This window comes from Parasedimentitalea nitratireducens (genome assembly GCF_057444295.1).
This window is the reverse complement of the sequence record NZ_JBYAXC010000004.1, coordinates 1-24,281: the sequence shown is the minus strand read 5'-3', so window position 1 is coordinate 24,281 and position 24,281 is coordinate 1. Positions and strand designations below refer to the sequence as shown.

General features: G+C 55.2%; 22 protein-coding genes, 1 pseudogene and 1 riboswitch. Of the genes and pseudogenes, 13 read left to right on the top strand and 10 right to left on the bottom strand.

The window, feature by feature from the left end; translation table 11 throughout:
• From AC2T28_RS13670 to AC2T28_RS13645, 6 genes are all read left to right on the top strand, one after another.
• Window positions 1-1,452, top strand: a complete 1,452-nt coding sequence (locus AC2T28_RS13670) for an aldehyde dehydrogenase family protein (RefSeq protein ID WP_486748920.1) — start codon at window positions 1-3, stop codon at window positions 1,450-1,452.
• Window positions 1,452-2,426, top strand: a complete 975-nt coding sequence (locus AC2T28_RS13665; RefSeq protein WP_486748921.1) for a membrane dipeptidase — start codon at window positions 1,452-1,454, stop codon at window positions 2,424-2,426. Before AC2T28_RS13670 ends, AC2T28_RS13665 begins: the two co-directional genes overlap by 1 nt.
• A 4-nt stretch (window positions 2,427-2,430) precedes the next feature.
• Window positions 2,431-4,125, top strand: coding sequence for a hypothetical protein (locus tag AC2T28_RS13660; protein WP_486748922.1), 1,695 nt, complete (start codon window positions 2,431-2,433; stop codon window positions 4,123-4,125).
• Window positions 4,122-4,757, top strand: coding sequence for a DUF3726 domain-containing protein (locus AC2T28_RS13655; RefSeq protein WP_486748923.1), 636 nt, complete (start codon window positions 4,122-4,124; stop codon window positions 4,755-4,757). Before AC2T28_RS13660 ends, AC2T28_RS13655 begins: the two co-directional genes overlap by 4 nt.
• A gap of 12 nt (window positions 4,758-4,769) precedes the next feature.
• A complete protein-coding gene (locus tag AC2T28_RS13650; RefSeq protein WP_486748924.1) occupies window positions 4,770-5,780 on the top strand; it encodes an Ldh family oxidoreductase in 1,011 nt (336 codons plus the stop codon).
• A gap of 96 nt (window positions 5,781-5,876) precedes the next feature.
• Window positions 5,877-7,712, top strand: a complete 1,836-nt coding sequence (locus tag AC2T28_RS13645; protein ID WP_486748925.1) for a BCCT family transporter — start codon at window positions 5,877-5,879, stop codon at window positions 7,710-7,712.
• 524 nt (window positions 7,713-8,236) lie between these two features.
• Here AC2T28_RS13645 and AC2T28_RS13640 read toward each other — a convergent pair.
• From AC2T28_RS13640 to AC2T28_RS13625, 4 genes are read right to left on the bottom strand one after another with little or no spacing between them, the layout of a single operon-like run.
• Window positions 8,237-9,265 carry a FecCD family ABC transporter permease gene (locus AC2T28_RS13640; RefSeq protein ID WP_486748926.1) on the bottom strand — a complete coding sequence of 343 codons (1,029 nt, stop codon included), beginning with the start codon at window positions 9,263-9,265 and terminating at the stop codon, window positions 8,237-8,239.
• Window position 9,266: 1 nt separating this feature from the next.
• Complete coding sequence (locus AC2T28_RS13635) at window positions 9,267-10,199, bottom strand: ABC transporter substrate-binding protein (RefSeq protein WP_486748927.1); 933 nt, start codon at window positions 10,197-10,199, stop codon at window positions 9,267-9,269.
• Window positions 10,200-10,214: 15 nt separating this feature from the next.
• Window positions 10,215-10,997: an ABC transporter ATP-binding protein gene (locus AC2T28_RS13630; RefSeq protein ID WP_486748928.1), complete on the bottom strand. Its 783-nt coding sequence runs from the start codon at window positions 10,995-10,997 to the stop codon at window positions 10,215-10,217.
• Window positions 10,994-11,401 (bottom strand): DUF1636 family protein, encoded by a 408-nt coding sequence (locus AC2T28_RS13625; RefSeq protein ID WP_486748929.1) that lies wholly within the window; start codon window positions 11,399-11,401, stop codon window positions 10,994-10,996. The genes AC2T28_RS13630 and AC2T28_RS13625 overlap by 4 nt, the downstream gene beginning before the upstream one ends.
• Before the next feature lie 108 nt (window positions 11,402-11,509).
• A riboswitch (cobalamin riboswitch) is annotated at window positions 11,510-11,722 on the bottom strand.
• A gap of 256 nt (window positions 11,723-11,978) precedes the next feature.
• Between AC2T28_RS13625 and AC2T28_RS13620 the strand changes: the two are divergent.
• Window positions 11,979-12,197, top strand: a pseudogene (locus AC2T28_RS13620) (DUF4389 domain-containing protein); the annotation flags it as partial.
• Between the two features lie 112 nt (window positions 12,198-12,309).
• On the opposite strand, the gene AC2T28_RS13615 reads toward AC2T28_RS13620, so the two are convergent.
• Complete coding sequence (locus tag AC2T28_RS13615) at window positions 12,310-13,809, bottom strand: class I adenylate-forming enzyme family protein (RefSeq protein ID WP_486748930.1); 1,500 nt, start codon at window positions 13,807-13,809, stop codon at window positions 12,310-12,312.
• The gene (locus AC2T28_RS13610) at window positions 13,806-14,960 is read right to left on the bottom strand and encodes an acetyl-CoA acetyltransferase (RefSeq protein WP_486748931.1); all 1,155 of its coding nucleotides are present in this window, start codon (window positions 14,958-14,960) and stop codon (window positions 13,806-13,808) included. The genes AC2T28_RS13615 and AC2T28_RS13610 overlap by 4 nt, the downstream gene beginning before the upstream one ends.
• Before the next feature lie 76 nt (window positions 14,961-15,036).
• On the opposite strand from AC2T28_RS13610, the gene AC2T28_RS13605 reads away from it, so the two are divergent.
• Window positions 15,037-15,585 (top strand): response regulator transcription factor, encoded by a 549-nt coding sequence (locus tag AC2T28_RS13605; protein ID WP_486748932.1) that lies wholly within the window; start codon window positions 15,037-15,039, stop codon window positions 15,583-15,585.
• 535 nt (window positions 15,586-16,120) lie between these two features.
• Here the strand turns inward: AC2T28_RS13605 and AC2T28_RS13600 are convergent.
• Complete coding sequence (locus AC2T28_RS13600) at window positions 16,121-16,963, bottom strand: LysR family transcriptional regulator (protein ID WP_486748933.1); 843 nt, start codon at window positions 16,961-16,963, stop codon at window positions 16,121-16,123.
• Window positions 16,964-17,071: 108 nt separating this feature from the next.
• On the opposite strand from AC2T28_RS13600, the gene AC2T28_RS13595 reads away from it, so the two are divergent.
• The 5 genes from AC2T28_RS13595 to AC2T28_RS13575 are packed head-to-tail and all read left to right on the top strand — an operon-like array spanning window position 17,072 to window position 21,867.
• Window positions 17,072-17,671, top strand: a complete 600-nt coding sequence (locus AC2T28_RS13595; RefSeq protein WP_486748934.1) for an amino acid synthesis family protein — start codon at window positions 17,072-17,074, stop codon at window positions 17,669-17,671.
• Complete coding sequence (locus AC2T28_RS13590) at window positions 17,643-18,422, top strand: alpha/beta fold hydrolase (RefSeq protein ID WP_486748935.1); 780 nt, start codon at window positions 17,643-17,645, stop codon at window positions 18,420-18,422. The genes AC2T28_RS13595 and AC2T28_RS13590 overlap by 29 nt, the downstream gene beginning before the upstream one ends.
• Entirely contained in the window at window positions 18,419-19,342 is a 924-nt protein-coding gene (locus AC2T28_RS13585) for a flavin reductase family protein (protein ID WP_486748936.1), read from the top strand. Before AC2T28_RS13590 ends, AC2T28_RS13585 begins: the two co-directional genes overlap by 4 nt.
• 3 nt (window positions 19,343-19,345) lie before the next feature.
• Window positions 19,346-20,380 (top strand): LLM class flavin-dependent oxidoreductase, encoded by a 1,035-nt coding sequence (locus AC2T28_RS13580; RefSeq protein WP_486748937.1) that lies wholly within the window; start codon window positions 19,346-19,348, stop codon window positions 20,378-20,380.
• Window positions 20,381-20,388: 8 nt separating this feature from the next.
• Complete coding sequence (locus tag AC2T28_RS13575; RefSeq protein ID WP_486748938.1) at window positions 20,389-21,867, top strand: aldehyde dehydrogenase; 1,479 nt, start codon at window positions 20,389-20,391, stop codon at window positions 21,865-21,867.
• 603 nt (window positions 21,868-22,470) lie between these two features.
• Here AC2T28_RS13575 and AC2T28_RS13570 read toward each other — a convergent pair.
• From AC2T28_RS13570 to AC2T28_RS13560, 3 genes are all read right to left on the bottom strand, one after another.
• On the bottom strand, window positions 22,471-22,851 hold the full coding sequence (locus AC2T28_RS13570; protein WP_486748939.1) for a VOC family protein: 381 nt from the start codon (window positions 22,849-22,851) through the stop codon (window positions 22,471-22,473).
• Between the two features lie 97 nt (window positions 22,852-22,948).
• Window positions 22,949-23,854 carry a LysR family transcriptional regulator gene (locus tag AC2T28_RS13565; protein ID WP_486748940.1) on the bottom strand — a complete coding sequence of 302 codons (906 nt, stop codon included), beginning with the start codon at window positions 23,852-23,854 and terminating at the stop codon, window positions 22,949-22,951.
• On the bottom strand, window positions 23,838-24,152 hold the full coding sequence (locus AC2T28_RS13560) for a VOC family protein (RefSeq protein ID WP_486748941.1): 315 nt from the start codon (window positions 24,150-24,152) through the stop codon (window positions 23,838-23,840). Before AC2T28_RS13560 ends, AC2T28_RS13565 begins: the two co-directional genes overlap by 17 nt.
• Between the last annotated feature and the right edge of the window lie 129 nt (window positions 24,153-24,281).

Genomic DNA, 24,281 nt, shown 5'->3' with positions numbered 1-24,281 from the left:
ATGTCCGAGACCAAACTGAACCTGATCGCTGGAAACTGGACTGCCGGAGAGAGCGAAGTTGAAAATCGCAATCCTTCTGATCTGAGCGATTTGATCGGTATGTTTGCCCAGGCAAGCATCCAGCAGTTGGAAGACACTTTGGATCAGGCGCAGGTCGCGCAGGCCGAATGGGCGGCTTATGGTATTGAACGCAAGCAATCGGTGTTGATGAATATCGGCAACGAGCTGATGGCGCGGGCCGAAGAACTAGGGACCTTGCTTAGTCGTGAAGAAGGCAAACCCCTCGCCGAAGGCAAAGGTGAAGTTTATCGCGCCGGACAGTTTTTCACTTATTACGCAGCTGAGTGCCTGCGCCAGCTTGGCGAAAATGCAGATTCGGTGCGCGCAGGGGTCGAAATCGACGTGCGCCGAGAAGCGGTGGGGGTTGTTGCCATCATCTCCCCATGGAACTTTCCAACCGCCACCGCTTCGTGGAAAATTGCTCCGGCGCTCTGCTATGGCAACGCAGTGGTTTGGAAACCTGCCAATATCACCCCGGCCTCGGCCGTGGCGTTGGCAGAAATCATCGCAAAACAAGACATTCCCAAGGGCTTGTTCAGCCTTGTGATGGGCTCTGGGCGCTCGATTGGTCAACAGCTGGTCGAAAGCCCCAAGGTAAACGCAATTTCCTTTACCGGTTCGGTCCCAGTGGGCAAAGGCATTGCCACCGCAGCGATCCAGAACCTGACCAAGGTACAGATGGAGATGGGATCCAAAAACGCCTTGGCGGTGATGGATGACGCAGATCTGGATCTGGCTGTCTCGCTCGCCCTGGGCGGCGCGTTTGGCGGCACTGGTCAGAAATGCACAGCTTCCTCCCGGCTTGTGGTCCACCACGCCGTGCACGACAGTTTCGTCGAGAAACTGATCGCTGGCACCAAATCGATGAAGGTGGGTCACGCGCTGGAAGAAGGAACACAACTTGGGCCCGTTGTGAGTCAGCAGCAGCTCAATGAAAATCTGGCTTATGTTGATCTGGGGCAATCCGAGGGCGCTGAACTGGCTTGCGGTGGTACCCGTTTGGACATGCCGCACGATGGGTTTTACATGTCGCCGGGCGTATTTCTGAACACCACCAACAACATGCGTATCAACCGTGAGGAGATGTTTGCCCCGCTGACCTCGGTTATCAAAGTGGACAGCTATGAAGAAGCTCTGAGTGTCGTCAACGGCACCCGTTTTGGCCTGACCTCAGGCATCGTGACCCAAAATCTGGCCCGAGCCACGCATTTCCGCCGCAACGCGCGCACAGGTGTTGTGACCGTGAACCTGCCAACCGCAGGCACCGATTACCACGTGCCCTTTGGTGGACGCGGTGACAGTTCCTACGGTCCTCGCGAGCAGGGAAAATCAGCGGCTGAATTCTACACCACCGTCAAAACGGCCTATATCAGCGCGGGGTCACCAAGCTGATGCGGATCGACGGGCTGCAATACGCCAACTGGTCGGAAAAGATCTTTCGGCAACTGCGCGAGGGCGGCGTGGACGCGGTACATGTTACCGTCGCCTACCACGAGAACTTTCGGGAAACGGTGCTGAACTTTGAGAAGTGGAACCGCTGGTTCGAGCAGCACCCTGACCTGATCATGAAGGGGCAATGGGCCAGCGATGTCGATAAGGCACGCGAAACCAACCGCACCGCGATTTTCTTTGGCTTTCAGAACCCCAGCCCAATAGAAGACGACATTGGGTTGATAGAAATCCTGCACAGCCTTGGTGCTCGCTTTATGCAGCTCACCTACAACAACCAGTCGCTGCTGGCGTCAGGGTGCTACGAGAGCGAAGACACAGGCGTTACCCGTATGGGTCGGCAGGTCATCAAAGAGATGAACCGGGTCGGCCTTGTTATCGACATGAGCCATTCCGCCGATCGGTCGACCATACAGGCGGCCGATCTATCCGGGCGCCCAATCGCCATCACTCACGCCAACCCGTATGATTGGGCGCCAGCGCTGCGAAACAAGAAAAAAGACGTGATCAGAGCCGTGACCGAGAACGGCGGCATGTTTGGCTTTTCTCTCTATCCCCATCATCTGAAGAATAAGTCGGCCTGTTCGTTGCAGGATTTTTGCGAAATGATCGCCCGTTGTGCTGACAATTTTGGTATCGATCATTTGGGTATTGGCAGCGACTTGTGTCAGGATCAACCGGATTCTGTTGTAGAGTGGATGCGGGTTGGGCGATGGACCAAAGACATTGACTATGGCGAAGGCTCGGCAGACAAGCCAGGTTTCCCGGACATGCCTGGATGGTTTCGAGACAACCGAGATTTCGGGAATCTAGAGAACGGATTGCGCAACGTCGGAATGTCCGGCGCTGAAATCTCTGGGATCCTTGGTGACAACTGGCATCGGTTCTTTGCCACAAACTTCACCCCACAGGTGTAACGTGATGGCTGGCCGGACCTCTAAGCCCCTTACCCGTCGGGACCCAAGCCAGGTCATGCGACTAAAGCGCTTAGGGTCTCTTCACCAGTGCCGCCTCAGCTTTATGCGGATCCTGACCCGGCGCTTGGCCGAGGAGGCTTGGGAATTCACCTGCCCCGTATTCGACATCGCAGCTGATGGGACAGGCCACGCTGTCTATTGTGCAAAAGGTCCAGAACACACTTACTCTCTGGTAGCCTTTGCTCATGATTTGCCATCGGAACTACGGTCAGACCGGGTTATCGCCGAGGCTTGGGATGCGACGTTCACATTGTTTGACGGCGTTCCAACCGCTGACGACATTTCACGATTGTCAAAGAATGTTCCCCTGCAAGAAGCCGGACGTATAAGCGAAAGCGAGTTGTCGCTGTCGCGTGCCAATCGATCAGTGCGCCTGTGGGAGCATGTGGTTGATGCGCTAGCCAGCGGTCGGCAACCCGAGGCCGATCAACTCGCCAAAGTCGGATACCTGATGCGCACAACCGCAGTCTACGGGTCTGGCAAATTTGGAGCAGCGGATCGCGAGCTGATTGCGGACAGGCCCGAATTCTCTGTGCCCTTCCAAGCGGAGATGCTTTCGGTGTTTCTGACCCGCGCGTTTGTTCGCGATTTGGTTGAACATGCGGCTCAGCTAAAGGGGGGTAAATCAGCAGTTCAGCTAGACCCCGAGATCGCGAGAAAGCTTGGTATCGGCAATTCAACCGGGCTTGGGATGGCACCGTTTATCGTCAACCATCCCGTGCTGTTCAACAACTGGATCATGGTGCGCGAAGAGGCTTTGTTGCGTGTCCGAAAAGTCGAGACCGCGGCAGAGGTTGAGATCAATCAGTTCAAGGAAATACTGGAGCGGAGCTCTCAGTCCGTCGCCCAGTGGCACTCTGAACACCCTGTCCAAGTCGAAAAACTCAATACCCTCCGCAACGATCTGGACGCCTTGTTCAGCCATCTTTCGACGCTAGACCTCTCAACTGATTACCTCTGGGATCAGCTGGTTCGCTGGTCCGAAGACACACTAAGCGAAGAAGGCCAGGAGCTTTTGAACTCGGTCATCATGGAACCCTATGGTTACCTTGTGGATGAGCTGTCGAGGGGGTTGTCGGATGACAATTCAGATGCATTTCTGATCGACGGCGACATGACAGTCGGTTCCTTAACGGAGTTGATCCAAAGCAGTTTTGGCTGGGCTCTGAGCCTGGATTGGTCTGCGCCTGAAAACTGTGAACGGGCTTGGTATGTTTCTGCCGAAAAACTGGAACCCCGTATCGGATCCCGATTTGAGGAACCAATCAGCGCCTATGAACAACCCCTGGCGCCAGCACGTGATGCGGCACGGGCCTTTGACACGCTAAGAGAATGGGAACACGACAAGACGGTTTCAGAATTCTTGCTGCATCACCCTGAACACCGCCACACTGTCAGGCGCAGCCAAATCAGTGCCAATGCGCCCTATAGCGAGATTCAGGACAACACGATCGGTGAAGGCATTCTGCCGATCGACATGCTGCGCGCCAAACTGTCATTTTTTGGCGCCACCCATTTTGATCCGCGCTCTGATCGCTGGGTGCGCATTTGCATGTTCCAGGGCGCGCCCTACCCACAGGATCTGACCAAAGAGAATGCTGACCTCTGGGTTTACCCCAACGTGGAGGACACTCCATGAGCTACTCTTTGAACGAGGTTGAAGCCCTAAGCAAACGTTCTGCTCGAGGAGCTGGGCTGGACTGGGGTCTTGCCGAAGAGGCAGCCAAGGCAACCCGTTGGCTTTGCGCGCAAGGTTTGGATGGTTGTCGCGTGTTGGCTAACCTGCTGACAGCACCTCTCGTCACTGGCGGCCCACAATCACTAGATGGAGAATGGCACGCAGCAACCGGCAGTCTTTGCCCGGTGCGAACTGGAGCTGCACTGTCAGAGTGCGCAACTCAGGTCGGCACGGATGGGGCCAAAATCCGCAATCTGTCTCATCCACTGTTGGTGCTTCCCTTCGTCGCCGCAGCGGCGCGCAAGACCAATTCCAATCTGCAAATGCACTGGGCTGGCGTAACCGTCACGACAAATGGGAACTACGCTGATCTCACGGTTTCAACAGGCAGCAACGTTTATGCTGAACAGGTTGAACACGTCGAAATCACCTTGGCACCGTCGCCACCCCAATCAGGTCGTAAGGCTGTCCGTGCCCACTCCGACAGCTTGGTCTTAGACAAACTCAATTCACTTGCCGCGCTGACCTACGCCCCCGCAACCGAAGCATCACGTCGGTTTGGGGCGGGTGCAGGGCAATCCGATAATGACTGATTTGGAGGACGTATGATTAATACCCGAACCCTCAGCCTTGCAGAAATCGAAGAGTTATCCTTTGCCGCGCTTGTTGCTGCAGGCACCTCCCCCGAAAATGCGCGGCCGCTCGCGGTTGCGACTGCAGCTACAGAAGCTGATGGCGTGGCTAGTCACGGCCTGGCCTATATCCCGATCTATGCCGAGCATGTGCAGTGCGGGAAAGTTGATGGCCAGGCTGTTCCCAAACTGGAAAATCCCCGCCCAGGAATAATCACCGTGGATGCGGCAACGGGTTTTGCCCACTCTGCCATCGACAAAGGGTTTGAAAAATTAGTTCCGCTGGCACGTGAGCAAGGCGTAGCGGCACTGTCGATCCACAACTCCTATAACTGCGGTGTTCTGGGATACCACACCAACCGGCTGGCTGCTGCGGGGCTGGTTGGGCTTGGGTTTACAAATGCTCCAGCCTCGATTGCGCCATCGGGAGGATACAAACCCGTCGTTGGGACCAACCCATTTTCGATTGCCGCGCCGGGAATTGATGGAAAACCGACGATATTGATCGACCAGAGTGCCAGCACCATCGCCAAGAGTGAGGTGATGAAACATGCGCGCGAAGGAAAACCCATACCCGTTGGTTGGGCATTGGATAGCGACGGTAACCCAACAACAGATCCGAACGTCGGGCTCAAAGGTTCGATGGCTCCCTCGGGTGGATACAAGGGCGTCGGAGTCGCATTGCTGGTCGAGATGATGGCAGCCGCTCTCAGCGGTGCCTCTTTAGGCATCCATGCGTCTCCATTTTCCGGAACTGCAGGCGGCTCTCCAAAGACAGGGCAGTTCTTCTTGGCCATAGATCCGGAAGCAACATCAGGCGGCCTGTTCACCTCACGGATCACGGATCTGGCTAACGCGGTGCACGAGCAAGAAGGCGCCCATCTACCAGGGGACGGGCGCAGTGAAAAACGCGCTTTGGCGCAGACACAGGGCGTTGCGGTCAACTCCGCAACCCTTGCCCGGATCGAGCAACTGCTCGGTTAAGGGAATGCCTGCCGGGGGAGGCAGGCAAATTGGGCAGGTCAGAATAAGGCCTGTTCCAAATGCTCGAATGAGCCAACAGTGGAAGGGAGAGTTCCAATGTCAATCAAGCCTCCATTTACGGAGCTGGAGATCAAGAAGGCGGGGTCTGGATTCTATGAAGGATACAGTCTGCCGATTGCGCTCATCAGTAAGATCAGCATGGCTTTGCTGGTTATTTGGGCCCTTGTGTGGCCCGCCAACGCCAACAGTGCCTTGGGCAGCCTGAACTGGCGTATTTTAGGTGATTTCAACGCCTTCTATATCGTGATTGTCGGTGCATTTGCCTTCTTTCTGTTTATCGTCGCGGCCCTGCCACAAACTGGGAAACGGATTATGGGCCGAGCAGGAGAAGCGCCTGAATTCTCTAATTTTTCATGGTTCTCAATGATGTTTGGTGCCGGGTTGGGTGTTGGGCTTATGGTCTTTGCCACCGCTGAACCAATGGGCCTTTGGGGATCGAACCCTGTGGTTGTGGCTGGCGAAGTTGCGGGCAATACCGAAGAGGCGCTGCAATCGGGCTACCGCTACACCTTCTTGCACTACGGCATCCATGCTTGGGCTATCTACGTGGTGACCGGCTTGTCACTGGCCTACTACGCCTACACACGGGACATGCCATTGACGATCCGGTCGGCGCTGACGCCACTGTTCGGCAAATATGTGAACGGCTTGTTTGGTCACATTGTTGATGTGCTGGGTGTCGTTGCGACGATTCTGGGCGTATCAGTGACCATCGGATTTGGTGTCAGCCAGTTCATTGACGGGCTCTATGCAATCACAGGTATGGAGTGGATGATGGACATGTCTGGAGATGCTCCGGCACCGGGCACTGTAGGACTGGTCTCAGGGCTGGTTGTCATCATGGGTCTGTCGATCATCTCGGCAGTGTCCGGGGTTGGCCGCGGGGTGAAATACCTTTCGAACCTGAACCTGGTCCTTTCGATCATCTTGCTGCTGACCTTTGTGATTTTTGGCTCATTCCTGTTCGCAATGACCACCTATGCAACCGCACTGGTCGATTACATCCTGCACTTTGTCTCGCTCAGCTTTGGCGCATATGGGCCACAATCTGCGGATGCCTTTGCTGCGGCCCTACCTGAAGCAGCCAAACCCCTTTCTGGTGATCTGATGGCGGGTGCAACCAACGCCTGGGGATCCTTTGACGGGTTCAAATCGGGACTTGAAGGTGCCGCCGCAGAACTGCCCGAGGCAACACTGGCAGCTGTCTACGAAGCAGGCAACGCTGGACGTCAGTTTGGCTGGCAGGCCGGTTGGACCACGTTCTATTGGGCTTGGTGGATCGCGTTCTCCCCCTTCGTCGGCCTGTTCCTTGCACGAATTTCCAAAGGCCGGTCAGTGCGGGAATTCATTGTTGGCTGTGTTTTTGCACCAACCCTGGTCTGTTTTGCCTGGATGGCAATATTGGGTGGGACCGCGATCGACCTTGAATTGAGCGGTGGCGCAGATGGTGCGATCATCGGCGCGTCGAACACAGCAAAGCTGTTTGTTACCCTCAGCGAGATGCTGTCAGGTGGCTTCTTGTCGGCGATTACCGTGATGTGCGTGGTTCTTATCCTGACCTTCCTGGTAACATCAGCAGACTCAGGAATTTTGGTTATGAACACCATTATGTCCGGCGGCGAACAGGAAACAGGCCACAAGCACCGTATTGTTTGGGGCGTGATCCTGACGCTGGTGATTGGTACTTTGCTGATCGCTGGTAAAACAAATGGCGGATCAGATCCGATGGAGGCGTTAAAAAGTGCGATGATCATCGGTGCACTGCCCTTCACTATGGTTATGGGCCTGATGTGCGTGTCACTTGCCAAAGCCCTTTATCGAGACGGGCTGCGAGATAAACACAGCGCCGCAGTTACGGCACCCGCCGAGTAATCAAAGCATCCGGGTGGGCTGTAGTGGCCCGCTCGTTCCAAATTCTGTTGCGGTGAGTTTTTCCTTAGGTGGGTGGCAATTCTTTAGTGAAATGTAGCAGTCAAAATTCACACTTGGCCGTTTCATCTCAGCCAACCATGCGTGGTCCACGGCTTTACAGATTCTGCTACCAACGCATACCCGCAGCTCATGCAAACTGCCGTTAATGATCAGTCTCCGCCTATCGGGAAAGATGCGCATTTAGCGCCACGGTCGCGAAAATGGTGTTTGTGAACTTTGCTGGGACGTGTCCACTTAGCGATCCTCAACAGCCGCTATGAAGAACATTTCGGTCTTTGACATGTGTGTGCCAAATGGTGCATTCGACCTTGAACCGCTGAGCCTCCCCCAATCGAACACCGACGCTGTGCTCCCGACCATAAACAGCAGCGGTTGGGAGGCGAAAACAGTCTCAATTACAGCTGAGTCCAAGTTCTTAACTAACACCGTCACTCACCATCGTCGCTACATAGCTCGTCTTCGCGTCACTTGCGCCCTAGTATCGCGATAAAGAACATTCCTCCGACAAGCCCTGTTACGATGCCAATAGGCATGTCCTCTGGGGCCATCAAGGTGCGTGCAGCAATATCAGCCCACAATAGGAATATGCCTCCGAACAAGGCCGAAACCGGCAGAACTCGCAAATAGTCGCCGCCGGTAATCAGGCGCACGATGTGCGGCACCATAAGGCCCACAAATCCAATCATGCCGGAAAAGGCGACCATCACGCCAGTAATCGATGCGCCGATCACAAAGGTAGCAAGTCGGAACCGGGTCACGGGAATTCCTAACGTCGCAGCTGTTTCGTCACCGATGGTCATAGCATTGAGCCTCGTCGCTTGGGCCAGCAGCCAAAGCGCACAAGGCAGCAAAACGGCTAGCGGATAGATCAGATGGGACCATTGGGCCAAGCCCAGTCCGCCTAGCATCCAAAAAATCACCGTATGCGTAGCCCGTGGATCGCCTAGGAAAATAAGAACATTTGCACCAGCCATAATGACAAAAGACACAGCGACGCCGGTTAGAACCAGGCGGTCGGCGCTGGTGGCGTCAGCAAAACGCGACACGACCAATACTAAGGCAGTCGCTGCAAGCGCCCCCAGAAAGGCGAGAACTGGTACCGTCAGCAGTCCCAAAAACAATCCTGTGTGCAACAGTGCCAAGATTGCACCAAAGGCTGCACCCGAAGAAATGCCCAAAAGATGGGGATCAGCCAGTGGGTTGCGCGTGACTGCTTGCAACGACGCCCCAACCATAGCAAGCCCCGCGCCAACCAGAACCGCCAATAATGCGCGCGGAAATCGGATGTCCCAGACGATGGCAGCGCGGCCTTTGGACCAATTAGGCTCGCTCCACCCCATTCCAATCTTGTCGAAAAAAATACCCCAGACGGTTTCGATGGGCACAGACACCGCGCCCACCGAGATTGCAACGGACAAGGACAACGCAAGCGCCAAAAGGCTCAGAACGATGGTCAGTCCCAACGGAAATGTGTGGCGTTGCCCTTGGCCCATATTAGTTGCCCCAGAACCCAGCAGCCAGTTTCTGAACCGCTTTGATGTTGCGTGGCCCAGGGGTGGCCTCGACATACTCCAGCACGACGAAACGGTCGTTCTTCACCGCATCCATTTCAGCAAAAGCTGGGTTGTTCATCATGAATGCACGTTTTTCTTCGGCGGTGACATTGCCGTAGTTCACGATGACCACCACTTCGGGGTTACGCTCGACAACAGCTTCCCAGGTCACAGTAGCCCAGCTTTTCTCAAAGTCATCCATAATGTTCTGACCACCGGCAGCCTCGATCAGCGCGGTTGGCATCGCATAACGACCGGCTGTAAACGGAGTGTCTTCGCCGCTGTCATAGACAAACACCCGCAGTGGATCACCGGTTTCCAGACCGTTGGTGAAGGCGCTCAACTCAGCCTGATACCCGTCAACGAGGGTTTGGGCCTTGGCTTTGACATCAAAGATCTTACCAAGGTTCAACAGGTCATTGTACATGTCGTCCATGCTGACCTTGGGCTTCTCGCCGATGTGAATACAGCTTTCGGTCAGCTCATAGACATCAATTCCGAATGGGGCGAGAGTTTCAGGCGTCACTTCGCCGCCGACCTTCATGCCATAGTTCCAGCCGGCAAAGTAGAAATCCGCGTCAGCGCCGATCAGCACCTCTTTGGTTGGGTATTTGGCCGACAGTTCAGGCAAAGCCTCGACACCGGCGCGCATCTCTTCGTCCAGTGTTTTCCAGCCAGAGATGCCGGTGTAGCCGACCATTCGGTCCGCCAAACCCAGCGCCAGCATCATTTCGGTCAGGTTCACATCGTTGGATATGGCGGCCTTGGGCGGGGTGTCAAATGTGACCTGGCGGTTGCAGCTATCGACTGTGGTTTCTGCACTGCTTGCACTCGCGATCAGGCTCAGCCCTAGGGCCAGAGTTGTGTATTTCATAATGTCCTCAAGATTTTAGTTGGGAAGTTGAAAGGTTAGGTGTGTCTTGCGGCTCAGGGTCAGTTCATCTCGTTGGGCAAATACCGCAAAGGTCTGAGATACTAACTGTTCGGTCAGTGCTTCTTGTGGCGTGCCAAAGCTTTGCTGAGTGCCATTTTTCAGGACCAGGACACGGTCACAGACCTCAGACGCCAGGTTCAGATCATGCAAGGATGTCACGATCGTCAGGTCGAGATCGCGGATCAGTTGCAAAACTTCCAGTTGATGCCGGATATCCAAATGGTTAGTGGGTTCATCCAGCACCAATATCTGAGGATCCTGCGCCAGTGCCCGGGCAACCATGACACGCTGACGTTCGCCGCCAGACAGGGTTGATAGGCTGCGGTCTGCCAAGTCATGCAGTTCCATACGATCAATTGCAGCGTCGACCAGCTCTGCATCGCGTGGGCCGGACGTAGAGAACCCCATACGGTGGGGGATACGTCCCAAGGCAACGATTTCACGCACAGAGAGTGTCAAATCAGTCGGTTGTTCCTGCAAAACAGCAGCCACTTTGCGCGCCAGGGCGCGGGGCGGCATAGTTGATATCGGCTGCTCACCAATCAGGATTCTGCCACTCATCGGCCGATTAAACCCATAGATAAGCCGCAGAAGCGTGGTTTTGCCTGCTCCATTAGGGCCTACAATTCCCAGCACCTCTCCTGCCTCTAGGGCAACGGAGATTTCGTTTAGCAGCAGTGGTGCGCGTTTACGCGGCGCCCATGTGACGGCTTCTAGTGTTAACGATGTTGCGCTCATGAGACTGCCTGGTCCGTCGCTTCGATCGCCATTAAAGCTGCGGGTATCCGCGCCAGAGTCGTCTTGCGCAGTTTTCCGGGTCGGTCTACGGAACTACACCAACCGTCATGTAACACGGCGTATTGACGGGCAAATTCAACGAGATCACCGATATCTTCATCCGGCTCAATGTCGCCAAACAGATAAGACGCTTTGCGTGTGGCGTGATACGCCACGGTACAAGGCCGACTGCATCCTGCCATACAGGCTGTCCCTGCAATCTCAAAATCTTCGGCAATACTATCCCCGGCAGCTTCGATTGCGGCACGCAGCCGGTCAATCAACGCATAGCCGGGACGACAGATCTCTCCAGTATGTTTGCAGGATGTGCAGACGGTAATTCTATGTGTGGTAGTCCGGTGCATATCGCCCTCCGCGAAGTCGCGGGGTACGCACAGGTCAACCTAAATGTAGGGCATTCAAATGCCGTAAAAGCCATCTTGGCCTCCTATCCGGGACACCCCGCCCGGGTTGAGTTAACGTTCAAGATGGCAGGTCTCCTGACTCGCGGCTGTTGGCGTTCCCCACCTTCCCAGACCTTTGGCCCAGTGGCTTACGGAGGACGCACACCGCTTACAGTTGCGGGGGCAGTTACGGATTTGGCGCCTGTTGGCTACACCTCACCATATTCCCTTTTCATCCCGGAATGCGCTGTACGCCCGGGAACCATCGCGGCAAGTTGTGGCATGAAGGTAAGCTGGATGTCAATCGGGATTTCGGTGGTTTCATTCCCCACTCAAAGACAGTTTTTTGGAACCTACCGCTCTGCATGCGGTAACTTCTTAAGCGTACACTTTGGGCGGGGACACTCTACTTTGGGCGGGGACACTCTATTGGTACTGCTGTCTTTCTCATCATCCACTCCGCGGTAGTTACGATGAGCCAGAAACACTCCTTTTTTAAATGTCGCTATCTGGCCCCATAGGTGCTGACGTCAGACAAATCGCGGTAATGATATCTCTCGCCCAAACCATTCTGGGCGCAGTAACCGTGCTACAGTTTGTTGTCATGTTGATCTGTAACAAACAGCCGAATTAGCGGCTTGCTGATTTTGGCACCGACCTTGGGATATGGATGGCAAAAGCGGCACGGTTCCAAACAGCTGCGAGCAACGTCAAGCCTTGGCTCTGGACGGAACTGGATTTAAACAGGAAGGCCTAGGTGGATCCCAAACAATGAACCGTCACACGCGACCCGGCGCCTGCAAGCGCTATGGCGAAGCCGGTCCCTCGAAGGGAACCGGGGACCAATGCTGTGTGCCCTGTCAGGTTTGTCATGTGGTGGTCCCTTCTTGTAGACGAGCACGAAGGTCTACTTTGAGTACTTTGCCGTAATTGTTTTTCGGCAATTGCGGCACATAGATATACTCTTTGGGTCGTTTGAACCGCGCGATCTGGTCAAGGCACAATTGGTCGAGCGCGGAGGAAGCGGCCGTGCCAACCACAAAGGCCACAACCTCTTCGCCCCAATCGGCGTGTGGGCGACCAACCACCGCAACTTCGGCTACATCGGGGTGCGAGAGCAGCACCTCCTCCACCTCGCGGGGATAGATGTTTGACCCACCTGAGATGATCATATCTTTGGAGCGGTCTTGCAGGGTGATATAGCCATCTGCGTCTTTTGATCCCATGTCGCCCGTCCACAACCAACTATCACGGATAGTGTTCAGCGTAGCTTTTGGATTTTGCCAGTAGCCCTTCATCACGGTGGCGCCGCGCACCACAATCTCGCCAGTTTCACCAGGCGGAAGTTCTAGACCGGTTTCATCAAAAATGCGCACCAGAACCGCGCTTTGGGCCGTGCCTACGGAGTTAAGCCGTTCGCGCCACCGAGGATGGGATCGGTCGGCCACATCATGGCGGGTAAGGGCCGTGATGCCCATCGGACATTCGCCTTGACCATAGATCTGCACAAATCGCGCGCCCATTGTTTCGACCGCGTCAAGGATATCGGCCTCATACATCGGGCCACCAGCGTAGCTGATAGTGCGCAACCCTTCACCGATTTGCCCTGTCGCTTTGGCGTGGTCCACCAGGCGGCGCACCATGGTTGGCGCGGCAAACATTGAGATGCGGCCAATGGATTTGCCCAATGACAGGATCTCATCTGGTTCAAACCCACCACTTTCAGGGACCACATGGCGCGCGCCACGGATCACATGCATGAAGTTATAGATCCCTGCGCCATGCGACATAGGCGCGGCATAGAGGATGGCATCCTCGGCAAAGACTTCATCCACATCGGTGAAATACCCATAAGTCATCGATGCGACATTGCCACAAGTCATCATCACACCCTTGGGCTTACCGGTGGTGCCGGAGGTGTAGAACAGCCAGATCATGTCATTGCTGTCGAGTGGCACAGGGCGCGTCATCGGATCAGAGGCCAAAAGCGCAGCCCAGTCCTGATCGTCCACGCATATCGCCTGTGTCGTGAGGTCAGGCCCAAGTTTGTCGTCGCTCAAACACAGCGTAGCCTCTGCGTTTTCAAGGATCCAATCCGCTTCTTTCGGGTGCAGTTTGGCATTGATCGGAATGGCCGCAGCACCTGCAAACCATACCCCATACATAGCAATCAGATACTCAATCCGGTTGCCCATATAAATCGCAACCCTGTCGCCTTTGGACACGCCACGCGCCGCCAAACCCGCACCAAGGCGTGCTGCGGCGTCGCGAAATTGGGCGTAGTCCAAGTCGAGCGTTTCACCCGTTAACAGCGCGGGGCTGTCCCTTTTCGCCCGTGCAGTGCGGTGCAGCCATTCAGCTGGGTTCATGAGTGGGGCTCCAAGATCGAACAGTAATTCGCAACACCAGAGCCGCCCATATTAAACACAGCCGCTAATTCAGCACCAAGTTTTTGCAATGCTCCGGCCTGTCCCGTCACTTGCTGTGCCGCTAATACATGCATGGACACCCCCGTTGCGCCGACAGGGTGCCCCTTGGCTTTCAGCCCGCCAGAGAGGTTCACAGGCAAGGCGCCATCTGCCATCACTGTCCCAGCTGTAACGGCTTTGGAACCTTGGCCCGCAGGGGTCAGACCCATGGCCTCGTAAATCATCAGCTCGGCAATGGTGAAACAGTCATGCACCTCGGCCAGATCAAGGTCATTCACAGTGATCCCGGCCTCTTCATAGGCCAGCTCAAAGGCTCGGGCCGCACCAGCCAATTGCGTCATGTCACGGCGAGACATGGGCAGCACATCATTGACCTGACGGGCCGCACGAAACCCTGCAGCATGCTCGAAGCCATCGCGATCCTCTGCCACCATCACCAGAGCGGCAGCCCCGTCAGAGATTAGCGAGCAATCTGTCAGACGCAGTGGTGGTGCGATCAAGGGGTTCTTGTCACTTGGGGTGTTGCAGAAGTCAAAACTCACCTCGCGACGCATCTGCGCCAGCGGGTTTGACAGCGCATTGGTGTGGTTCTTAACCGCAATCCGGGCCAGTGTTTCGGATTGATCGCCAAAGGCCTGAAAATACCCATCGGCAATACGGCCAAAGATCTGGGGAAAGCTGACGCCTGCCTCTTCACCCTGATAAGAGGCCCCAGCGAGCGCTTTGGTCACGCCTTTGGTATCCTGCGTTGTCATCTTTTCCACACCGATTACAAGCACTGTCCGCGCGGACCCCGCCCGGATTGCATCCCGTGCTGCGTAGACCGCTGCCGAGCCAGAGGCACATGCGTTTTCAACACGGGTTGCGGGGGTGAAGCGCAGACGATCATCCAAGCCCAGAACCAGAGAGGAGGCAAAGGCATCCGGCACCATGCCGCTGTTGAAATGCCCCAGCCAGATTCCGTCGATCTCAGCGGGATCTATTCCGGCTTTCTCTATCGCTTCTGCCGCTGCGGTCTGTATGAGCTCTTCGAACCCCATATCCAGCGCGCCAAAGGGGGTGTGCCCCCAACCAACAATCTTTGCGTCCATAGATCCCTCCACTACTTTGATTGCAGGGTAGCGGGGCATGTGCGACAAGATGATCCGTGAAAATACGTAGGTTTCCATGAAAGACGATCTCGAAACTCTTGTCTTTGATCATTCACCAGTTGGATTGATCTATGCTGAAAACCGTGTGATCCGCCGGAGCAATCCACGGTTCGCTCAGATGTTTGGCTATCGGAATGGCGAGTTGGACGGGCATTCCCTATCTAAGCTTTATCCTTCAATCGAAGAATATGAACGCATTGGCAATCTGGGCCTACGCAAGATGCATGGCTCTGGTGAATATCAAGACGAACGGATCATGAGTCGCCGTGACGGGGCGCATTTCTGGTGCCGGGTGCGCGGACAGTCGATGGATCCGCAAACACCTTTTGCACGGTCGGTATGGAGTTTCGCGGATATTTCGGACCATCGACCAATAGCAGATATGACCGCACGGGAACGGCAAGTCGCTAAGATGATGGCAGAGGGCCTGACCAGCAAAGAGATCGCAAGAGATTTGGACATTTCTCCACGCACTGTCGAAGTGCACCGAGCACGGTTGTTGGAAAAATTCGAGGCGCGCAATTCGCTGGAGCTGATCGCCCGGTTGGCAGGTCTGCCAATCTAGACAGATCATCAGGCAGTAGGCGAAAAGCCAAAAGCCTTCACTGAGGAGACCTTGCTGTGTCCAGTATTAGCATTGTGCAAAGCGACTAACCTGTGCTTTTGAGACCATCGGATGCATAGACCGCTCTATCTGAACTAGCCGTAACGAATGCCTTATTTAGGCCAGCTCTGCTCTCCAATCTGTCAATGCAATTTCCGAGCACTGTCGAAGCTGGAGATTGCCTTAGTTTTCTTCGGACTCCCTGGCTCTTGATGGGCTCGTTGGCACCGGTCCTTCGCTGCGGTCAGCCCCAACGGTAGAAAAGCACCGATAGCGACATTTGCAAAGCCTGACCGCAACTCACTCAGATGGGACGTGAATGGCCCACAGCCGACCTTGGTGCGTTTTCGTCTAGTGGTGGCTCCCAGCCCTTCTACGACATTGGTGCGCGGGGCAGCAAGGAAGACGTCTGAAGAAAGAAAGGCGAGGAGTGGTCATTCGCCGCCAACAGTGTAAATATTCATTGACCAATATGGGAATTTAGTATCGGGCGAGCCTAAATAGAAAGCTGTTCCAGCAGCCAATCCCGAAACAACACCGCAGGCCGAGAGGCCTCTCCGATCGACAGGTAATAGCCTTCTTTGCCCGGGATTGAAGCTGCATGCGCTCGTGCAAGTTGGTTCGTGCGAATAGCATGATCGGCTAGAAGTTCGCTGACGAGTGCAACACCATTGCCTTGAACGGCCAGGTTCAGTGCCATGCCATAAGAGTCCACAAAAAACGATGGGGGATGCCCACCACCATGGGTTTCGGCCCAGGCCTTCCAGCCACCAGATGTCCCAACGGCCTCGATCAGGGGAAGATCCTCGATATCTCCGTGAAGCGCGGGCGACTTGAGGGCAATCAACCTGTTTGGTGTCAAAAGCTCAGCATTCTTACCGCCTTGTTTTTGTGATCCAAACCGGATTTCCACATCAGCCTGGGCTGAATGAAAATCGTCTGGCCAAGTGGCACTTTGAATCCGCAGATGTATGTCCGGGTGTCGCTTGGAGAAATCTGGCAAATAGGGCGCGATGACCCATTGGGCCATGCTGACCGATGTTGCAACGGTCAGGAAGTTTTCTGGTGTCCCCACATCAAATGGATCTGTTGCAGCGGCAAGCGAGTCCAGCGCAGCGGCGACCTGCGGCAACAACCTTCGCCCATCATCGGTCAACGACAATCCCCGCGCCTGCCGGATAAACAGCGCAACACGAAGCCGAACTTCCAATGATTTCACCTGCTGGCTCACGGCCGATTGCGTCAGGCCAATTTCTTCTGCGGCGGCGGTAAAACTCAGGTTGCGCGCAGCGGCTTCAAAGGCACGGAACCACGTGAGCGGCGGAAGGGATTTGGCCATTGATCAAGTCACCCATTAGTCTTGCTAATACCTTAGCACATAAATCATTTGTTTGTCTCAAAAACAAGCTGATCCGATAGTCGCGCAGCAGCGAACAGGAGAATGATAATGCACCCCGACATCCGAAAAATCGTGACCTATGACGAAGAGGTTTTGGTTGAAGGTTTTCGCAAAACCGACACGCCGTGGCGCATGTTTGCGGTTGCAGCCGTGGTCCGAAACCCGTGGGCGGGACGGTTTGTCGAAGACCTGAAGCCAGAAATTCAGGCCTATGGACCGGTTCTGGGCGAGATGATGACCGACCGGATGATCCGTCTGGCAGGTGGTGGCGACGCTATCGAAGCCTATGGCAAAGCCGCGGTTGTGGGGTTGAATGGCGAAGTTGAGCATGCCTCGGGACTGATCCATACACTTCGGTTTGGCAATCACTATCGCGAAGCGGTAAGCGCGAAATCCTATCTGGCCTTCACCAACACCCGTGGCCCGGCCAACGCGCCAATCATGGTGCCCCTGATGGACAAAAATGATGCAGGCCGTCGCTCACATTACCTGACGATCCAGTTTTCGATCCCTGACGCGCCACGCGACGATGAAATCGTTGTTGTGCTTGGTGCCGCAACAGGAGGCCGCCCGCATCACCGCATTGGCGACCGGTATCAGGATCTGAAGGATTTGGGACATGATGTCGACAACCCAGCAGCGGTTTGATCTGGATGATCTGTCTTATGTCACCTCGGGCAACGGCCCGCTGGTTGTGCTCATCCACGGGGTCGGCTTGCAGGCCGACGCCTGGTGCGGACAGATCGACGCCCTTTCAACCGAATTCACAGTGATGGCCATCGATATGCCCGGACATGGCGCCAGCCCGGTGCCCGACGCTGACATGACATTGGCCGACTATAGCAATGCCATCGCCTCAGCCCTGCCTGAGGCGGCACTGGTTGTCGGCCATTCGATGGGAGCCATGATAGCGCTCGATATGGCGTCCCGCTTCCCAGATCGGGTACGCGGTTTGGCCGCGCTGAATGCGATTTACAAGCGCTCAGCTGCTGCGCGGGATGCGGTAATGGCACGGGCGGCAAGCCTTGATGGGCAGGCAACACCCGATTCCAGCGCAACTCTTGAACGCTGGTTCGGGGCTGCGCTGACACCTGAACGGGAAGCCTGCCGTAGCTGGCTGCAAGATGTCGACCCTGCTGGGTACGCAATGGCCTATCGGGTCTTCGCCAGCGAGGACGGCCCAAGCGAAGCACACCTCAGGTCCCTGCCCTGCCCTGCGCTTTTTGTCACCGGCAGCGAAGAACCAAACTCAACCCCGTGTATGTCGCGCAGCATGGCGGCACTTGCTCCGCGTGGCCGAGCCATCGTGGTCGACGGCGCGGCCCACATGATGCCGATGACCCACGCACGACAGGTGAATACAGCCCTTCAAGAGTTTGCACGGGAGGTTTTACAATGAGCACAATAGATCCACGCGCCCTGCGAACCGCCTTTGGCAGCTTCATGACCGGGGTCACGGTTGTGACCGCGCGCAGCGCAGACGGGACACCTGTTGGTTTTGCCGCCAATTCCTTTGCCTCGGTCTCGCTGGACCCGCCGTTGCTGCTGGTCTGTCCGGGCAAGTTTTTGTCGAGCTATGACAGCTTTGCCAATTGCACGCATTTTGCAGTCAACGTTCTGGCAGAGGGACAGGAAGAGGTCTCGAACACGTTTTCCAGCTTCAAGGGGGATCGTTTTGCACAGGTGGCCCACCACCTTGATCCAAATGGTGTCCCGCTGATAGATGGTGCAATTGCTCAGTTTTCCTGCACTACTCACCAAATTCTGCCCGCTGGGGATCACTGTATCCTGATTGGTCAGGTTCAGGGCTATACCCACACGGGCGCACCCGGACTTGGCTACGTTGGCGGGCAATATTTCAGCCTTGGAGTGGAACGCGCCGCGTTGGACGATACGCTGGAAACAGCAGTCTGTGGCGCAATTATCAAAGACGCTGGCCACGTGTTGCTGGAACAGACACCGCAGGGGTTCCGCCCTCCGCAAATTACCAGCACGGATCGGGGCCAGATCCGTCGACATCTATGCGAAGAGCTCGAAGCGCGCGGCATAGAGCTCCGGCTGGAGCAGGCTTATTCAGTGTTTGACGACCGGCAGTCAGGTACGCACTTCGCCTATTTCCTTGCAACCAGTACCTCTGCCCCGTCGGGCGACACGCTGCAAGTCGTGCCTATCCAAGACCTGCCTGGCCTGGCCTACAGCTCACCCGCCATTGCGCAGATGATGGCGCGGTTCGCCCTAGAGGCACGCACCGGAGGCTTTGCCCTGTACCTCGGCGACGCACAGCGCGGCGACATTCACCCCTCTTCTGAAAGGATCTGACCCATGGAGTTTTCACTCTTTGCCCATATGGAACGCCTCACCCCGGATCAGCCCCATGATGTGCTGCACAATGAATTCATCAGCCTGTGCAAAATGGCGGATGAAGGGGGAATGCGGGCGGTTTGGACCGGCGAACACCATGGAATGGAATTTACCATAGCCCCGAACCCGTTGCTCACACTGGTTGATCTGGCGCATCACACCAAAAACATACAACTGGGCACAGGAACGGTGATTGCGCCATTCTGGCATCCGATCAAGCTGGCCGGCGAAACGGCTGCCGCAGACGTGATGACGGGCGGACGGATCGAACTGGGGATCGCACGTGGTGCTTATTCCTATGAGTATGAACGCTTGATGCCGGGGATGGATGCCTGGGAAGCTGGGCAGCGTATGCGTGAATCCACGCCATTACTGCAAAAGCTATGGGCCGGTGATTGCGCGCACGATGGAGAGTTCTATAGCTTTCCTTCTACCACCTCGGCCCCCAAACCACTTCAAGAAAACGGGCCGCCCATTTGGCTTGCCGCACGAGACCCCAACAGCCACGAATTTGGTGTGCAAAACGGCTTCAACATCCAGGTTACGCCGATGTGGCAAGGCATGGCCGAGGTTGAAACTCTGATGCAGAGGTTCAACACTGCCTGCGAAACGCACAGTGGAAAACGCCCGAAGATCATGTTGCTGCAACACACTTTTGTTGGAGCTGACGAAGCTGACGTAGCACAGGCAGCACAGGAATTTTCGCGCTTCTATTCCTATTTTGGGGCCTGGTTCCAGAACAAACGCCCGGTGAAACAGGGGCTGATCGAACCGCTGTCAGACGAAGAAATTGCCGCCAACACCATGATGGCACCGGACAATATGCGCCGCGATCTGAACATAGGTACCGCAGCCGAGGTCATTGACCGGATCAAACGGTACGAGGACCTGGGCTATGACGAGTTTTCCTTTTGGATCGACAGCGGCATGAGTTTTGAGCGCAAACGAGAGTCACTGGCGCGCTTCATCAATGACGTCATGCCTGCGTTTAAGTGAGGGACAAAATGGAACAAAATCCACATTACCAGCTCTTCATCGACGGTGCATGGTCCGAGGGCAGCACAGGTCAGGTCATGACCACTTACAATCCTGCAACCGGGGACGGCTGGGCAACCTTTGCCTGTGCCGCACCTGCGGATGTCGAACGTGCGATTTCTGCGGCCCGGCGGGTTCTGGATGAACCCACCTGGCGGGATATGACCCAAACCCAACGCGGTAAATTGCTGTACCGGCTGGCGGATCTCATCGAAGAGAATGCCGAGCATATAGGACGGATTGAAACCACCGACAGTGGCAAGCTGCTGGCTGAAACCTCTGGCCAAACACGCTATGTCGCGGATTACTACCGCTATTACGGTGGGCTTGCAGACAAAATCGAGGGCGCAGTTTTGCCGATCGACAAACCGGACATGCATGTTTTTACCAAACGCGAACCCATCGGCGTCGTTGTCGCGATTGTTCCGTGGAATGCCCAGATGTTCCTGACGGCCACCAAATTGGGACCGGCGCTTGCGGCGGGCTGTTCAGTGGTTCTGAAAGCGTCAGAAATTGCGCCTGCACCGATGTTTGAGTTTGCCCGTCTTTGTGAGCAGGCTGGATTTCCACCCGGTGTGGTTTCGGTCATCACCGGAGACGCCGAAAACTGTGCGATCCCCCTCACCCGCCATCCAGTCGTTGACCGGATTGCCTTTACCGGCGGGCCAGACACAGCACGCCACGTGGTCCGCAATTCGGCAGAAAACTTTGCTGTCACAACACTGGAGCTGGGTGGCAAATCGCCAATTCTGGTGTTTGAGGATGCCGACCTCGACGGCGCAGCAAACGGCTTGATTGCCGGAAATTTTGGCGCCTCTGGGCAAAGCTGCGTGGCCGGTTCTCGTGGCCTGATCCACCGCCCGGTTTTTGAAGACCTGGTCCAAAAGATTGCAGACAAAGCGGCCCAGATCACCGTCGGCGATCCACTGGCCGCAGACACCCATGTCGGGCCATTATGCACCACCGCGCAGATCACCCGGATCGAGGAAACCCTTGAAACCGCGGTTGCACAGGGCGCACGTATCCGTTTTGGCGGCGCCCCGCTAGACCAACCGGGGAACTACATGGCCCCGACCCTTGTGGAATGCACTGATCTGGAGACCGAAACGCTCAAGGTTGAGATGTTTGGCCCGGTGATGTCGCTGATCCCCTTTGATACTGAGGAAGAGGCCATCGCAATCGCAAATGGTACCCCTTTTGGTCTCGGCTCCGGTGTTTTCACTCAAAACCTTGCCCGCGCCCACCGCGTGTCCTCCCGCCTCAAGGCTGGTATTTGTTGGATCAACACCTATCGGGCCGTCTCTCCGATCGCTCCTTTTGGCGGCGTCAACCAATCGGGGTATGGGCGCGAAGCTGGAATAGAGGCTGTTCTAGATTACACCAGGACCAAAACAACCTGGATCAGCACCTCTGATACCCCTATGGCCAACCCATTTGTGATGCGTTGACACTGATTAGACGAGTTCTCCGGTGCCTCGTTGGAAGGGCGAAGGCGGGGTGCGCATATCGATGATCGCGAAGCTGAGCAGTACACAACATTTGATCTAGATGACTACGGTGGATTGGCTGAGGTGAATAAGCCAAAAACGTTGGATAAGCTCGATCCGGCCCTTTGGCGCAATGGTTATGATCGGCAGGTATGTGCCGGTCGCACCCGTTGCCAGTGGTGATGGCCGCGACATTGCAAAGTACACAACTTGCGCATTGTTGCCGTTGGAGCTAACCGCAGCGAAGGTCCGGAACCCGCCCTTTGTTTCGAACGCTTCATGGTCATGGTTGATGACATTCCGGTGCGCTGTAACAACTCCATGCAAGCCGTTTCTGAAGGTCGCCTCGTGCTGATGATGGTTACGGCTCGACGCCCAGCTTGATCAACCTTTTGTCTGACGTCAGCACTTATGGGTCCAAATCGCGGTATTTGATTTGAAATGATTGCCGTCACCACTCAACATGTGACGTAAAGCATCGTTCACGGCAGAGGCCTGCCTACGCTCCTTGGGTTTGATTTTGGATGATACTGATTGAGTCCAGCCGTGATTTTGCAACGCTTACTAACCATAGACAGAAATTTCGACGAGGTTTTGGTCCGGATCACGAAGGTAGATCGATTTGATTGGTCCGGTAGCCCCGGTGCGGGGTACAATACCATCTTCGATTTCAACGCAACATACTTCAAGGTGGGCAACAACCTCATCAATTGGGACAGACGAAATCAGGCAGAAATCGCTGCTGCCCGGTGTGGGAGAAAGTGCCCGCGGTTCGAACTCTTTTCCCCGCTGGTGCAAGTTAATTTTCTGCGCCCCGAAAGTTAGAGCTTTCCTGCCACCCGCAAACTCGTCAATTTTCATTCCCAAAACTCTTGAATAGAAATCGCAGGTTGCCTCGATGGAGGCAACGGTAAGAACGAAATGATCCACTCGATCAATTTTCATGTGATAAGCTCCTGAATTTTTGTCAGGATAGATGATAGATCATTTGAGGAACAAATGATGATTGGCGACGGGGCCCATCGCGATTACCTATGTCTGTTTAAATGGCGCCCGAGAATTCACTGGCGAGGTGCGCCAATAGCGTTTTTATGGGTTTTGCCAGTCCGGCCACATCTCGAACAGCAACCTTCAATGTTCTCTCTGACCAGGAATCTGATACGGGAACCATGCGTAAGTTGGCGGGCGTAAGATAGGGTTCAACCGCTCCCAACGGGAGGATGGCAATGCCCAGTCCAGCTTCGACCATGCGTCGCACCCCATCAAAACTCAGCACTTCTACTCTGGTTTTAAGTTCTAGCCCCTGTTCCGCCGCGCGTTTCTCTAGGAAGGCTTGCAACGAACTGCCTTTTTGAAGGCCAACAAGATCGTGATTTGAAAATTCGCTAAAGGCGACTGGGCCGTCGCGTCCCAATGCATGGCCATAGGGTGTCACAACAACAAGTGTATCCCGACGATAAACAAAGACATCGAGCTCAGGGTCAGGAATCAATCCAGAAAATATCCCCACATCGGCAATACCATCGCGAACGGCAGCAACGATATCGTCGGATGTTTGTTCCGTCAGATCGATACGCATATCCGGGTGTTCTCTGACGAATAGAGCAAGATCTTCGGGTAAGAACTGGGTAATTGCCGATGTGTTTGCCGCGATGCGGACCGTGCCACGAAGACCCGCAGCGAAGTCCCCCATATGATTGTCTATGCGATCTAACAGACGTTGCAAATCCTTTGCATGCCGCAGCATTTCCTCGCCTGCAGGCGTAAGCTCAACACCCTTTTGTTGACGATAAAAGAGAGCTGTGCCGACTTGGGTTTCAAAATCTGATATCCGCTTGCTGATCGCCGAGGCTGCTATGTTCTCTGAAGCCGCTGCTTGTGCAATGCTCTTGAATGTCGCGACAGCCACAAACAGTTCAAGAGTCACAAGGTCAAATTTTTTCCGCATTGGTCCGGTACTCACTTATCTCAACGAGATTGTCGTCCGGGTCGTATAAATACAGGGATGTTATGGACCCAAGCGCACCGCGCCGTTCTACCGGTCCATCTTCTATACGGAGACCTCTCGCTATTAATAGCTCTTCTACATCAGAAATACCCTGTTTTACGAGAAAGCAAATATTTGCAGACCATCTGCGGCCTGCATTTTTTAGTGGTCCATACCTCTTGCCTTTAGGTTGCAGGTTAAGTTTACACGCCCCAAACATGACTTCCACACGTCCATCATCGAGGCGAACAATTCCCATGCCCAATCCGCCGCCATAGAAGGCGACGGATTGTTCGATGTCTTCGCAAGTTACTGTGCGTCGGCAGAGTTTTTGGGTCCAAAGGCAGCCTAAACTAAGAGAAAGTTTGGCTCATCTGGTTGGTTTGAT

Excerpts from the sequence above, each read along its gene's own strand:
- AC2T28_RS13670 (WP_486748920.1), top strand. The coding sequence starts at position 1 with ATGTCCGAGACCAAACTGAACCTGATCGCTGGAAACTGGACTGCCGGA.
- AC2T28_RS13665 (WP_486748921.1), top strand. The coding sequence starts at position 1,452 with ATGCGGATCGACGGGCTGCAATACGCCAACTGGTCGGAAAAGATCTTT.
- AC2T28_RS13660 (WP_486748922.1), top strand. The coding sequence starts at position 2,431 with ATGGCTGGCCGGACCTCTAAGCCCCTTACCCGTCGGGACCCAAGCCAG.
- AC2T28_RS13655 (WP_486748923.1), top strand. The coding sequence starts at position 4,122 with ATGAGCTACTCTTTGAACGAGGTTGAAGCCCTAAGCAAACGTTCTGCT.
- AC2T28_RS13650 (WP_486748924.1), top strand. The coding sequence starts at position 4,770 with ATGATTAATACCCGAACCCTCAGCCTTGCAGAAATCGAAGAGTTATCC.
- AC2T28_RS13645 (WP_486748925.1), top strand. The coding sequence starts at position 5,877 with ATGTCAATCAAGCCTCCATTTACGGAGCTGGAGATCAAGAAGGCGGGG.
- AC2T28_RS13640 (WP_486748926.1), bottom strand. The coding sequence starts at position 9,265 with ATGGGCCAAGGGCAACGCCACACATTTCCGTTGGGACTGACCATCGTT.
- AC2T28_RS13635 (WP_486748927.1), bottom strand. The coding sequence starts at position 10,199 with ATGAAATACACAACTCTGGCCCTAGGGCTGAGCCTGATCGCGAGTGCA.
- AC2T28_RS13630 (WP_486748928.1), bottom strand. The coding sequence starts at position 10,997 with ATGAGCGCAACATCGTTAACACTAGAAGCCGTCACATGGGCGCCGCGT.
- AC2T28_RS13625 (WP_486748929.1), bottom strand. The coding sequence starts at position 11,401 with ATGCACCGGACTACCACACATAGAATTACCGTCTGCACATCCTGCAAA.
- AC2T28_RS13615 (WP_486748930.1), bottom strand. The coding sequence starts at position 13,809 with ATGAACCCAGCTGAATGGCTGCACCGCACTGCACGGGCGAAAAGGGAC.
- AC2T28_RS13610 (WP_486748931.1), bottom strand. The coding sequence starts at position 14,960 with ATGGACGCAAAGATTGTTGGTTGGGGGCACACCCCCTTTGGCGCGCTG.
- AC2T28_RS13605 (WP_486748932.1), top strand. The coding sequence starts at position 15,037 with ATGAAAGACGATCTCGAAACTCTTGTCTTTGATCATTCACCAGTTGGA.
- AC2T28_RS13600 (WP_486748933.1), bottom strand. The coding sequence starts at position 16,963 with ATGGCCAAATCCCTTCCGCCGCTCACGTGGTTCCGTGCCTTTGAAGCC.
- AC2T28_RS13595 (WP_486748934.1), top strand. The coding sequence starts at position 17,072 with ATGCACCCCGACATCCGAAAAATCGTGACCTATGACGAAGAGGTTTTG.
- AC2T28_RS13590 (WP_486748935.1), top strand. The coding sequence starts at position 17,643 with ATGATGTCGACAACCCAGCAGCGGTTTGATCTGGATGATCTGTCTTAT.
- AC2T28_RS13585 (WP_486748936.1), top strand. The coding sequence starts at position 18,419 with ATGAGCACAATAGATCCACGCGCCCTGCGAACCGCCTTTGGCAGCTTC.
- AC2T28_RS13580 (WP_486748937.1), top strand. The coding sequence starts at position 19,346 with ATGGAGTTTTCACTCTTTGCCCATATGGAACGCCTCACCCCGGATCAG.
- AC2T28_RS13575 (WP_486748938.1), top strand. The coding sequence starts at position 20,389 with ATGGAACAAAATCCACATTACCAGCTCTTCATCGACGGTGCATGGTCC.
- AC2T28_RS13570 (WP_486748939.1), bottom strand. The coding sequence starts at position 22,851 with ATGAAAATTGATCGAGTGGATCATTTCGTTCTTACCGTTGCCTCCATC.
- AC2T28_RS13565 (WP_486748940.1), bottom strand. The coding sequence starts at position 23,854 with ATGCGGAAAAAATTTGACCTTGTGACTCTTGAACTGTTTGTGGCTGTC.
- AC2T28_RS13560 (WP_486748941.1), bottom strand. The coding sequence starts at position 24,152 with ATGGGAATTGTTCGCCTCGATGATGGACGTGTGGAAGTCATGTTTGGG.